Annotated in this window: 7 protein-coding genes and 1 pseudogene; 6 read left to right on the top strand and 2 right to left on the bottom strand. The window is 60.5% G+C overall.

What is annotated here, in order from left to right:
- Positions 1-12 precede the first annotated feature (12 nt).
- Entirely contained in the window at positions 13-2,343 is a 2,331-nt protein-coding gene (locus tag NKI29_RS24700) for a type VI secretion system Vgr family protein (protein WP_352692837.1), read from the bottom strand.
- Between the two features lie 242 nt (positions 2,344-2,585).
- Between NKI29_RS24700 and NKI29_RS24695 the strand changes: the two are divergent.
- Positions 2,586-2,807, top strand: a pseudogene (locus NKI29_RS24695) (FHA domain-containing protein); the annotation flags it as partial.
- A 144-nt stretch (positions 2,808-2,951) separates the two neighbouring features.
- Complete coding sequence (gene tagH, locus NKI29_RS24690) at positions 2,952-3,641, top strand: type VI secretion system-associated FHA domain protein TagH (protein WP_352725139.1); 690 nt, start codon at positions 2,952-2,954, stop codon at positions 3,639-3,641.
- Between the two features lie 24 nt (positions 3,642-3,665).
- On the opposite strand, the gene NKI29_RS24685 is transcribed toward tagH, so the two are convergent.
- On the bottom strand, positions 3,666-3,977 hold the full coding sequence (locus tag NKI29_RS24685; protein WP_352725146.1) for a hypothetical protein: 312 nt from the start codon (positions 3,975-3,977) through the stop codon (positions 3,666-3,668).
- On the opposite strand from NKI29_RS24685, the gene tssL reads away from it, so the two are divergent.
- The 4 genes from tssL (at position 3,931) to NKI29_RS24665 (ending at position 12,647) form a co-directional block, all read left to right on the top strand.
- Positions 3,931-5,439: a type VI secretion system protein TssL, long form gene (gene tssL / locus NKI29_RS24680; RefSeq protein ID WP_352797468.1), complete on the top strand. Its 1,509-nt coding sequence runs from the start codon at positions 3,931-3,933 to the stop codon at positions 5,437-5,439. The two genes, NKI29_RS24685 and tssL, sit on opposite strands and share 47 nt — an antisense overlap.
- 22 nt (positions 5,440-5,461) lie before the next feature.
- On the top strand, positions 5,462-9,025 hold the full coding sequence (gene tssM / locus NKI29_RS24675) for a type VI secretion system membrane subunit TssM (RefSeq protein ID WP_352797466.1): 3,564 nt from the start codon (positions 5,462-5,464) through the stop codon (positions 9,023-9,025).
- Positions 9,026-9,198: 173 nt separating this feature from the next.
- Complete coding sequence (locus NKI29_RS24670; RefSeq protein ID WP_352725110.1) at positions 9,199-9,972, top strand: PP2C family protein-serine/threonine phosphatase; 774 nt, start codon at positions 9,199-9,201, stop codon at positions 9,970-9,972.
- A gap of 5 nt (positions 9,973-9,977) precedes the next feature.
- Entirely contained in the window at positions 9,978-12,647 is a 2,670-nt protein-coding gene (locus NKI29_RS24665; protein ID WP_352797464.1) for a serine/threonine-protein kinase, read from the top strand.
- The last annotated feature ends 53 nt before the right edge of the window (positions 12,648-12,700 follow it).

Here is a 12,700-nt window from a genome sequence, read left to right as displayed (position 1 = left end):
CTGACGGTTTCCTCAGTTTTGTTTGATTTCCGAACCCTTCATGACAATGTCACCGGACGCTTTGGCGAATATCTTGCCGCTGCCGGTTATTGTTATGTCCTTTCCTTTGATGCCGATCGTTCCATCCTTCTTCATTATAATGGAGGCGTCGCCGCATTTGATCGTGATCTCGTCTCCGGCGTCTATGACCAGCTTCTTCCCGACACCAATCGAGCCGTCCTCGGCAATGGTAATCCCGCTGCCCTTTGCTATCTTGAGCGCGTGGGCTCCGCCGATATCGGTGATATCATCCGCGGCTACCTTGGCTGTCCGAGCCTTGCCGATCTCTGTTGATTGCCCACCGCCGATGTTGACGCTCTGGTTGCCAGTTATGTCGATGCCCTGGTTGGCTCCGATCTTCCAACTGTCGGAAGCGCCGATGTCGTGACTTTGGCCGAGACCCACGCTGACCGACCGTGTCGCCCCGATAGTGTTCATCTGCACCGCCCCGACGGTTCGGGTCTCGGCGGCGCCGACCGAATCGATACGAGCCGCGCCAACAGTGATTGTTTGAACTAATCCTACGGTCTGCGAATGGTTGGCATCGATATTCTCGGTCGAATTCGCCACAACGTGAATCGTCTCGTTCGATCCGACCGTCAGCGACCTGTTCACCCCCACCGTCTCGGTATCGTTGTTGCCGATATCCGTGGTCTGGTCGACGCCCACCTTGACCGTCTTGTTGTTGCCGACGTCCTCGTCGAGGTTGTGGCCGACGGAGTGCTTGGCGTCGTGGTCGATGCGGTCGGACTGGTCGTGCTGCACAAGCTTGGTGCGGTCGTTCTTGATCAGAAGGTTGTGGTCCTTCTGCGCCTGGAAATTGACCAGTTCGGAGCCGGCCTTGTCCTCGAACATCAGCTCGTTGTAGCCGCCGCCGCCTTTCGACGAGTCGGATTTCCAGCCGGATTGCGTGGCGCTGCCCGGCAGTCCGTAGGGCGGCATCTGCGAGGCGTTGTAGACCCGGCCGGTGATGATCGGCAGATCCGGGTCGCCTTCGATGAAGTCGACGATCACCTCCTGGCCGATGCGCGGGATCTGGATGAAACCCCAGCCGCTGCCGGCCCAGGTCTGCGAGACCCGCACGAAGCAGGAGCTGTTCTGGTCCTTCTTGCCGAGACGGTCCCAGTGGAACTGCACCTTCACCCGTGCATATTTGTCGGTGAATATTTCCTCGCCGGACGGGCCGACCACCGTCGCCGTCTGCGGGCCGCGCATGATCGGCCGTGTCGTGACCCGCGGCGGGCGATAGGCCAAGGCGGTCGGCGCCACGCCGAGGATCACCTTGAAGTTTTCGCTTTCGACATCGGCAAGGGCTCTGTAGCCCGGATCGAACAGCCTGTATTCGGCGCTGACCACCAGATACTCCTGGTTCTGGTCTTCGCGCGGAAAACCGTCCAGCTTGAACGTGCAGCCGGAATACAGGCCGCGCACGGTGCCGACTGCAGCAATGCGCTGGTGCACCGCCTGGATTTCCTCGCGCCGGATTGCCGCCAGGCTGTCGCCGCGGCCTACTTCGAGATGCGCGCCGGGCTGACGGTAATTTTCACCCGTAGCCAGCTTATGACTGAACGGCTGGGCCGATTTGGCCATCAGGTCGGCGCCCGGCTTCTTGAAGTCATAGTCGGTATGGACATAGGCGCCCGGCCGCACGGAGCTGCCCGGAATCCATTCGGTGATGTATTCGACATCGCGCCGGGAGCCCTGCCCTTCAAAGTGATAGGGCACCTTCTCGTACCCCGGCGCCGGCTTGAGCTTGTTCATGGCATCGGCGAGCACAAGCGTGTGCTTGCCCTCGCCATGCTCGAAGAAATACAGGATGCCCTCATGCTCGAGCAGCCGCTGCACGAAGTCGAGATCGGTCTCATCATATTGCACGCAATATTCGCGCGGCGGATAGGAACCTTGCAGGCGTTTCTCGAATTTTGCCGTGCTGTATTTCGAGAAAACCTCTTCGACGATTTCGATGACGCTCATGTTCTGGAAAATACGGCAGTCGGTCGTATTGCCGAGAAACCAGAGCCATGGCCTGACGACTGCTTCGTAATAGGCCAGTCGATCCTCGATCCGGGTGAGGCGAAACTCCGACACGATGCCGCTGAACCAGCGCTGGGGGTCGGCTTCACCTTCGATCGAGACGGGGCCACCCAGCATCTCCAGCGGATCGATATCGTGGCTGGGGCTCACGAACCCGACCGTATAGGCCAGACAACGACTGATCTCATCGCGCCCGACGAGATGTGTAAAGGTCAACAGTTCAGCGCCAACTGGCGTTTGCACAACCGTGGCACGTTGTTCACTTGGCATGGGTCGTGCCCCTCCTCGGCCTGGCGGCCAGCCCAGTGGATTTGAAGATCCTAATCAGGAACTCGAAATCACATCAAACCCTGATGGTTGCCAGTCCATTTCGAGCGTACCACATGTTTGTTGTGCAGGCCAAAGCTGACCACGAATAGGACCGACTGGGATGCGAATATTGGGATTAGCCACGCTAAAAACATGGAGTATCCTGTCGGCAAGGCCGCCAGCGATCACACAGGCGATTTCGCATGTTAATCAGTCTGCAGATCAGCAACGTCGATGCCCTGCCCGCTGGCGTGTCGCCCGGTTACAGATCGCGTAATCGCAGCTTCAAAATCGGGCGCGAACATTGCGACTGGATCTTGCCCGACCCTGACAAGTTCATCTCCGGCCGGCATTGCCAGATCCGATACGAGGCAGGCGCGTTTTGGCTGCACGACATTTCGCGCAATGGCACTTTCATCAATGGATCGAGCCAACGCATCACCGGTCCGCGCCGGCTAGACCACGGCGACAGGCTCCTGGTCGGCCGCTATGTCATCCTTGTATCGATTGACGACGAGCACGCAACGCCAGGTCATCCGGAGGCTGACCGAGGTTCGACGCAACGACACATGCCGGTCGCGGCCGATCGGCTGCCCGATTCCGGAGGCGAGCCTTTTTTCAGTTCGGCAGAGCGATGGCTCGGGCAAGCGCCGCCATCGACATCGTCGCTGCCTGCAACCTTGCCTTCGACGACAGACGAGGTGCTGCGGGAAATTGCAATCGCCGCAGGCATTTCGCCGGAATTGTTCCAGTTGCGTGATCCGCATGAAGTCGCTGCCGAAATCGGCGCGGTGCTGCGCACGGTGGTCGAGCAACTGGCCATGCTGCTGAAGGCACGTGCGGCTGCAAAGACATTAGCCAAGAGCCCACACCGGACGATGATAAGCTCCGCTGAAAACAATCCTCTCAAATTTGTCCCAGGCACCGACGACATACTCGAAATCATGTTCGCGCGGCGCAGGGCCGGCTATCTCGATGCCAGGCACAGCGTCGAGGACGCATTCCGCGATCTCAAGGCGCACGAATTTGCCACCTATGCCGCCATGCAAGCAGCGCTCTCGCGACTGCTTGATGACCTTTCGCCGGAGGCGATCGGTAAAAAGCTCCCGCCGACATCGTTTACCTCGAAGAAGGCCCAAGCATGGGACGCGTTTGTCGGGACGTGGAGGAGCATGGAGGAACCACACGAAAACGGCATGCTTGATATATTCTTGGCCTATTTTGGCGAAGCCTATGCAAAAGCTGACAAGCAAAAATAGACCGGCCCAACAGACTGCGGCGCTTTAGCAGACGAAGAAAGACGCATCGGCGCGCCGCATCATGTTCCAATCGACAACATCTGGGATTACGATCACATACGACAGTTCGCCAAGCGGGTAAGCCTGATTGACCTGGGGGTCTGCGGCAAATGTCACATTGCGGCGCCATAGTTTCTTGTAGCTCCGGACCGCCTTGCCGGAAGGACCATTGCCTGCCCTATCCAGCCAGGAAAGATCTGGCGCCTCTCGCACGCGAGCGCGGACACTGCACGGCAGCGGCATATCGGCGATGAGCTCGAAGGACGATCCTTTCGGCCCGGTCCGCAAGACCGTCATCCGCACCAATCCACGACGCGGGCAGAATGCGAAACCAGCCGCAAACGAACCGATTGCGAAGACCGTCGCGCCCCCGCATGTCAAGGAATCGACAGTTTTCGATCCTGACATAGGTCGGCATATGCCGCCGGACTGGAGATCCGGAACCATTCTTTATCAGGGAGCATCGTCCGGTACAGCGGCCAGAGCCGAGGCGGCCGGGTCAAGGCCGAGCATTCAGCAGGAGGTGCTGCTCGGCGCCACAGACACGGTAAAATATTCGACGGCAAATCCGATCCTCGCTGGGTCAGCACCGTTGCTCGTCCTGTTCGGGCATCTCAGGCTCGTGCCGGTCGAAAGACAGGCGGCGCCATTGGCCGAACATATCGCCGATGCGATCGAGAGGTTCGACTGGACGCTGGAGAAGTCAGGGGTTCCCGAAGAGGATACGCGGATCGCGAAGTTTGCCCTTTGCGAAACGGCCGACGATCTTGTCGGCAACCTGCCTTGGGCCGGCGAGGACACCTGGGCACAGCACAGTATGCTGTCGCGGTTCTTTCACATCGAGCCCACCGGCGCCGGCTTTTACGAAGCACTGAACAAGGTGCTGGCCAATCCTGAGCCACACTTAGACCTGCTCGAGCTGATGCATGTCTGCCTATCCCTGGGATTTGAGGGCCAGTATCGTGGCCTGGCGCGCGACGATACCAGTCTCGAACCTGTGCGGCGCGACGTCTACGAGACGCTTCGCTACTTCAGAGCCCGCGCCGGAGAGGACATCTCCCCCCGCTGGCAAGGCATGGCCGCTATGATGGTGCCGTCTTCGACCCGCCTGCCGCTCTGGGGAGTTGCTGCAGCGGCGTCAGCCCTGGTGACGGCCGCGTTCTTCACGTTGCGGGCGTTCATGACCGATGAAGGCGATGCTGCAGCCAGACAATTGCTGGCGCTCAATCCCTCGACGCCTGTGACGATCGAGCGCGCCAGTGTGGTACCCCCACTCGCCAAACCGGTGACAGCCGCCTCGCCTGCCGTGACCGGCCAGATCGACCGCATCCGCTCAGCACTGCCCACGCAAGTTGAGCGCGGCGGGATGACCATCGGCACAAAAGGCGACTTCATCGTAGTGGAGATCAACAATCAATTGTTGTTTCAGCCAGGCAAGACCGAAGTGAAGCCCGAGTTTCTGCCACTGGCCACACAGATTGCCGCAGCCCTTGAGCACGAGCCAGGGCCAATCACGATCGTTGGCCACACGGATAATGTGAAACCACGGAAATCAAGCACGTTCAAATCGAATTTTGACCTTTCGGTCGCCCGCGCGAAGGCTGTTGAGACAATGATCGCCGCGAAGCTTAGCGATCCCTCGCGAGTAACCGCCGAGGGCAAGGGCGAAGATGAGCCAATTGCCGACAATGCGACGTCCGAGGGCCGCGCCAAGAACCGCCGTGTCGACGTGATGATCCTCAAGGAGGAAACGCTGTGAACACCGCCGGTGGGAAACGCCAATGATGCGTTGGCTGCCGCGGATATTCAGCACGGCCGCGTTGGCCGGTTTTGCGGCGGCGATCTGGTTTGCTGGACCTTTGATCCGCTTCGCCGATATCCGGCCGCTGGGACCTGTCTGGTTGCGTGCGACAATCATCGGCACGATCATGGCGACCGCGGCCCTCGTTTACGGAGTGCGCGCTTGGCATGTGAGAAAGGCGCAAAAAGCGATCGAGACGGTCATTGCCCGCAACGACGGGCGCAATGACGATTCACCGGTGCTCGAGGCGCGCATGAGTGAGGCCATCGCAACACTCAAGCGGTCGAGCGGCAAGCGCAATTTCCTTTACGACATTCCCTGGTACATCGTCATTGGCCCGCCGGGCGCCGGCAAGACGACGGCACTGGTCAATTCGGGTTTGAATTTTCCGCTTGCCGGTTCAGGACACGCCCAGCCGGTGGCCGGTGTTGGCGGCACCCGCTCCTGCGACTGGTGGTTTACCGAAAAGGCTGTGCTGATCGACACGGCGGGACGCTACACCACGCAGGATTCCAATGCTGGAAGCGACAGCAAGAGCTGGCTTGCGTTTTTGTCACTGCTCAAAAAACACCGCACCAGACAACCGATCAACGGGGTTATCCTGGCCATCAGCCTTGCCGATCTCATCAGCCTCGATGACCAGCAGCTTGACGCCCATGTCGTTGAAATGCGCAGTCGCCTGAGGGAGATCCACGAGACGCTGAAAATCCAGTTTCCGGTGTACCTGCTGTTCACCAAGGCCGATCTTGTTGCCGGCTTCATGGATTATTTCGGCAGTTTCGAGGAGCCGCGCAGGCGCAAGGTCTGGGGCGCGACATTCCAGACCACGGACCGCAACAAGAACATGGCCGGTGAGGCTTCGGCCGAATTCGATGCACTGGCGATCCGCTTGGCGGACGAGATGCCTGATCGCCTGCAGGAAGAGCCTGACCCGGTCTCGCGCATATCGATCTTTGGCTTTCCGGCCCAGTTTTACGCGCTCAAGGGCCGAATTGCCAATTTCGTGACCAGCCTGTTCGATCCGGTCCGTAGCCAAGTGAACGTCAGCTTGCGTGGGCTCTACTTCTCGTCGGGGACCCAAGAGGGAACGCCGATCGATCAAGTGTTGGGCGCAATCGGCCGCAGTTTCGGCAACAATTCCCGCCCCCACCTGTCCGGGACCGGCAAGAGCTTCTTTTTGCACGATCTCCTGACTGATGTCATTTTCGCCGAATCCGGATGGGTTTCCTATAACCGAGCGAGCGAGAGGCGGGCAGCGGCCCTCAGATATGGCGGCTTTGGCATCATAGCCTTGATCACTGCAGCGGCCCTTGGCGCGCTCGGGATGAGCTTCATGGCCAACCGCTCGCTGATTGCCTCCACGACGCAGGCCACGAGCCAATATCGCGAGACAGCCGACGCTCTGCTCAAAAGCACGACGGTCACCGATGTCGACCTTGAAAACGTCATCGGGCCGCTCGACCAGTTGCGCAACATGCCGGCCGGTTTTGAAACCAGTGACTTACCGACCCCGATCGAGGAAACGATCGGCCTTAGCCAGCGGGAAAGGCTTCTTTCGGCATCGACAACGGCCTACCGGCAAGCACTGGAACGAATGTTGCGGTCGCGTCTGCTTGTGCAGGCGGAGCGGACCGTCCAGGCGACGACGGCTGAGCCCGCCGCGCTCTACGAACCGCTCAAGATCTACCTGATGCTCGGCGGCAAGGCACCCAAGGTCGATGACGCATTGATCATCTCCTGGATGAAGCAGGATTGGGAACAGAACCGGTATCCAGGCGAGAGCAACCGCGAAGGACGTGCGCAGCTCGAAAAGCACCTGCGCGCCATGCTTGCGTTGGACGATGCCTATGATCCGGTTTTCGAACTCAACCAGCCGCTTGTGGAAGCCGCCCAACGTTCACTCGGGCGCATGAGCCTTACCGATCGTGCGTCCGCATTGATCAAGTCGGCGGTGTACGCGGCTGCGCTGGACGATTTTTCTGTTTCGCAAAAAGGCGGGCCGGAAGCGCAGCTTGTGTTCGAGCGCGTCGATGGCGGCGATCTGTCGAAGCTTCGTATTCCCGGTCTCTACACCCATGCCGGATTCAACAGCTTTTATCTCGGACAGCTTTCGCGCATTGCGCAGACGCTCGTCGACGACCAGTGGGTCCTGGGCGGTGGCGGCGAGCAAGGCGGCATCGATCAGGAGTTGCTCCAGCTCGGCCCCGAACTTCTCGATCGCTACGGCAAGGAGTTCGCAGCCGCGTGGAACAGCGTTCTCGATGGTTTGAAATTCAAAGCCATGCTGAACGACAAGCCGCACTATGTCGCGCTTTCCGCCGTTGCCGCACCAAGCTCGCCGATCGAACAGCTTTTTACCGCGATTGCCGAGGAAACAGCCCTGGCGCGCGACCCTGTCTCCGGCGAAGACTCGGGCACTGGGGTGATAGCCGGCACCCTCATGCGCCAGTATCAGGATGTCGCGGACATGGCCAAGGGCCTGGCTCGCATCGGCATTCAAATTAGCTCCGCAAAGTCGCAAAGCCGTGCCGGTACGGGGTCCGCGAAATTTCAAAGCCAGAGCCCTGGGGCAAACATCGAAGCGCAGTTCAGGTCCTTCCAGGCTCTGGTAAGCGGGCCTTTTGGACACCGACCCATCGATGCGCTGACCCAGAATTTTCGCGACATCCACCAGAGTCTGCAACTGGCAACCGAGGTCCCCTTGCAGACGGAACGTGTCAACGCCAACCTGCAGCTGCAGATAGCCACCCTTCGCGCCAATGCATCGCGTCTGCCCAAGCAACTCGGCAGAATGGTCAACGCAACTGCAAACGAATTTGAGGGCAACGCGGCTGAAATTTCCTTGACGAATTTGAACGAGATGCTCGGCCAGGCCGTCACGCAGCCCTGCGAGGAGGCGGTCAACGGCCGCTACCCCTTCGCCGGCGATGGTACCCAGGATGTTGCGATGGCGGACTTCGCCAAGTTGTTCTCTCCAGGCGGCCTGATGGACCGGTTCTTCGCACAAAACCTTGCTTCCTTGATCGACATGAGCGGCCAGGACTGGAGCTGGAAACGGGATGCGCGCTTTGGGCGCGACCTGTCGAAGTCGACGCTGAAAAACTTTCAGCTGGCTGCTGAGATCCGCGGCGCATTTTTCCCGTCGGGTGGGTCAATGCCGTCGGTCAACCTGACCTTTACCCCGTTCTCGCTGAACGGTGATGCAGATACTGCGGTGCTCGACGTCGATGGCCAGATCGTCCAGAGCAATCAGGCGGGTAACACGCCAAGCACTGTGTCCTGGCCGAGCGGTGCGGCCTCGGCATCCGCCAGTCTGAGACTGATGCCGGAAATGCCGGGCCGCGAATCCGCTATCAGCTTCGAAGGGCCGTGGTCGCTCAAGAGGTTGCTGGACAAGGCGACGATCACCAGCAAAGACGGCACTGTTGAGGCGCGCTTCGTAATCGGCGGACGCGACGTCAGCTACACGATCCAGACCGGTTCCGGACCCAGTCCCTTCTTACTTCCCGCACTTTCCGCATTCAGCTGCCCGAAGGCGTTTTGAGAGGATTTGAGCCTCACCTGGTGCAACTAGGGCGCCAAAGCTGGCTGCGATCCCGCGTCACGGGCTCAAAGCTAAATTTCGATACTTTAATATTCCAGCCTGTGGCAAAGTGGCAGCAGCGAGCGCCTGAAGATGCGCCGCAGAGGACGCTTTGAGAAGCGCTTGGTGGCAAGGTGAGCGATGTCGCCCTTTCCTTTGAAAGCTTCGGCGTGAGCCACAATGGCTGTGTCCGTGAGCACAATGAAGACAACTATCTAGTCGAGCCACGAACCGGCCTGTGGGTGGTGGCCGACGGAATGGGTGGACATGAAGCCGGAGAGGTCGCTTCAGCCAGCATTGTCGATCATCTGGCCACGATCGGCATTGCTAGTTCCGCGCCGGATCTTCGTGCGCGCTTCGAAGACAGGCTGAGCCGCGCCAACGCCGACATCCGCAGGATCTCCGAATCTCGCGGCATAACCATCGGCTCCACCGTTGCCGCCCTGTTGGCGATGGATGGGCGATTTGCCTGCCTGTGGGCGGGCGACAGCCGGGTTTATCTGGTCCGTAATGCCTCGATCTCGCAGATCTCGAGGGACCACACCGAAGTTCAGGAACTTCTCGATCGCGGCATGATCAGCGCAGCCGAGGCGCTCACCTGGCCGCGCCGCAATGTCATCACGCATGCGGTCGGCGTCAGCGACGAAATCGTCATCGATTTCCAGCAAGGCGAAATTATGCCGGGAGACATCTTCGTGTTGTGCACAGATGGGCTGACGGCGCATTTGACCGACGCCGAAATCGGGGCCGTGGTGGTGTCTGCGACCCCTCAGGCGGCTTGCGAAAATCTGCTGCAAATGGTGCTGGCGCGGGGCGGAACAGACAATGTCACCATTGTGCTGGTGAAGTTCGCAAACGGGCACAACGGACACCCCCCCTACCCTGATCTGTCCAGAGCGGAGGGTTGAGGCTGATGAGCGCCGACGACAAGACGCGAATATCGCCGCAACTGGCCAATACCGCGGTCGGCACGCAACTCAGCGGCATCTACGAACTTGACGAGCGGATCGCATTCGGTGGCATGGGCGAGGTCTACCGTGGCCACAACATCCAGACTGGCGACCACGTCGCGATCAAGATCGTCCTGCCCGAATTTGCCCGCGACCCGACGATCTTGTCCTTGTTCCGCAAGGAAGCGTCAATCCTCAATCACCTGTCGCATGATGCGGTCGTGCGATATCACGTCTTCACCATCGATCCAGGCATCGGCCGTCCCTACCTTGCCATGGAATTTGTCGACGGCGAGTCGCTGTACGACATCATGCGACGTGGCCCGATGCCGACTGAAGAGGTACGCAAGCTCTGCCATCGCCTCACGTCGGGTCTGAGCGCCGTGCATCAAGCGGGAGCAATTCACCGCGACCTCTCGCCCGATAACATCATCTTGCCAGGGGGTAGAGTCGACCACGCCAAGATCATCGATTTCGGTATTGCGCGATCGGCGACCGTCGGCGGGGAGACCCTGATCGGCGGAAAATTCGCGGGAAAGTACAACTACGTTTCGCCCGAACAGCTGGGGCTGTACAGCGGCGACGTCAGCGAGCAATCCGACATCTACAGCCTGGGGCTGGTGCTGGTTGCCGCTCTGCGCGGGAAGCCGATCGACATGAGCGGGTCGCAATTCGAGATCATCGAAAAGCGCCGGACCGTGCCCGACCTGTCCGACATCGAGGACGATTTTCGTGGCATTGTTGAAGCCATGCTGCAGCCGGATCCGCGAGACCGCCCAGTGAGCATGGCGGAAATCGCCAGAATGACGCGTGACGAGGACGAAGGGACAACGCCACCAACGTTCGTCCCGACCCGCGATCGGCCGGGTTTGCCACGAGCGGGGCAAACCCTTGCGCCTGAGCCCAAGGCCCAGCCTTCCTATGATTTGGGGCGCAACGCGCCTGTGACGGCAGCTTCCGGTGGGCAGCGCTTCGTCCCGCATGTCCGGCCTGCGCTGCTGTCCGAACCGCGGGCTTCAGCAGTCGCCAGCCCGCCCCCCGCGGGGGGGCGTGGCGGGCCTGGAAAATCCACAGAGACCCGAACCATCGCGATTTCTGCCTTCGCGACGCTGGCTCTCGGCGCGGTTGCTGGCCTCTATGTCAGCGGTTTTATGACGCCTACCACGCCGAGCGCAGGCACGACATCGTTGTCCGCCCCAGAACCATCAGAGCCCGCACCAGAGGCATCAAAGCCGGTCGCGACGGACAATGTGCCGCCAGAGGTAGCTCCACCCGCGCAGCCGCAAACGCAGACCACCGCTTCGCCAACTGAAAATCAGGCAGAGGCGGCTGTGCCTCAAAAGCAGTCGGCAGCGTCGCCCAAGATGCTCCCACAAACCGGGGAAGCCCCGAAGCCATCAGCTAGCGCAGCGCTGCCGCCGGCCGAAAACGTATCGCCGGCAATTCAGCCCGATACCGCGGCCAACGCCAGCCCGACAACGCTTCCGCCGCCTGACAAGCTCGTTCCAGCCCCAACACCGGCCGAAAAAACGTCATCGCCGCCAGCGCCGCGCACCGACGTCGCGGAGAGCCAAAAGCCGCAGCCGGAAGAGCCCACCAAGATCCCTCTGCAAGCCAGGGAAACACCGAAATCGTCAGCAAGCGCGACACAGCCGCCGGCCGAAAAAATGTCGCCGGCAGTTCAGCCCGACATCGCGGCCGGCGGCAGCCCGAAGACGCCTCCCCCGCTTAGCAAGATCGCTCCAATCGCTCCACCAGCCGAAAAAGCTTTAACGCCGCCAGCCCCTCAGCCCGATGTCGCGGTGAGCCAAAAGCCTGAACGACAGGCAAGCCAGCCGGCGGAGGCGAAATCGGCCGCGCCCTTTCCCGAGCCGGCTGCAGGCCAGGCGGATGCGATGAGCGCAAAGGGGCAGCAGGCCGACCAGCAAGCCGCCAGACAGCCAGACCAGGCCACGGTCGCCTTGAACGTGCCCAAGCCGGAAGTTCCTCCGGTCATCGACGACGTAGCGCAACGGGTCTCGTGGGTTCGCGACTTCAGCGGCGGCGACTGTTTCTATGCGGCCGTCACGTCGATAACCGACAAGACGGCGGCCATCGAAGGATTTGGAACGGCGGTTCATCCATTCGAACAAATGTTGACTGATTTCCAGGCAAAGTTCCACGTTGAACCGGACATAAGCGTGCGCCTCATCGAGCCGCCCCAGTGCGAAGTCACCAACTTCCTGCGCTTTCTGGGCCAGACTGCAGTCGTCAAGCCGCAGCTGGTTCTCGATCGAACATCGGTGCCGAACGGCACGCCGATCAGCGGCACGCTGGTGACGCATGGCGGGCTCATTTCCAGCGTGCTGTTGATCGACCACAAAGGCATGATGTTCAACCTCGACGATCGCATGGTCGTACAGTCGGACAAGGCCACCTTCAGCATCCCGATCGGCCTCGGCGCCGCCGACAGGGCTGCAGGCAAGGCCGTACCGCAGATCATTATGGTGATCACCGGCCCCCAGGACATTCAGGCGGCTGCGTTCTCTACGCCAATGCCGGCCTCGCAACTGTTGCCCAAAATTCTCGAAGAAATCGAGACCAACGGGTCTCAGTTCTCGGCCAGTGCCAAATATTTCCGGCTCGGCGGTTAACATGGCCGCCCGATGGAACGCCACCGCTCGCCTTTGCCCCGCTCGTCTGACGG

It is taken from the genome of Mesorhizobium sp. M0678, from assembly GCF_040320505.1.
Taxonomy (GTDB): Bacteria; Pseudomonadota; Alphaproteobacteria; order Rhizobiales; family Rhizobiaceae; genus Mesorhizobium.
Note: the sequence above shows the minus strand (reverse complement) of the source record. Positions and strands in the feature narration are given on the sequence as shown.

Excerpts from the sequence above, each read along its gene's own strand:
- NKI29_RS24685 (WP_352725146.1), bottom strand. The coding sequence starts at position 3,977 with ATGACGGTCTTGCGGACCGGGCCGAAAGGATCGTCCTTCGAGCTCATC.
- tagH (WP_352725139.1), top strand. The coding sequence starts at position 2,952 with ATGCCGGTCGCGGCCGATCGGCTGCCCGATTCCGGAGGCGAGCCTTTT.
- NKI29_RS24700 (WP_352692837.1), bottom strand. The coding sequence starts at position 2,343 with ATGCCAAGTGAACAACGTGCCACGGTTGTGCAAACGCCAGTTGGCGCT.
- tssL (WP_352797468.1), top strand. The coding sequence starts at position 3,931 with ATGAGCTCGAAGGACGATCCTTTCGGCCCGGTCCGCAAGACCGTCATC.
- NKI29_RS24665 (WP_352797464.1), top strand. The coding sequence starts at position 9,978 with ATGAGCGCCGACGACAAGACGCGAATATCGCCGCAACTGGCCAATACC.
- tssM (WP_352797466.1), top strand. The coding sequence starts at position 5,462 with ATGATGCGTTGGCTGCCGCGGATATTCAGCACGGCCGCGTTGGCCGGT.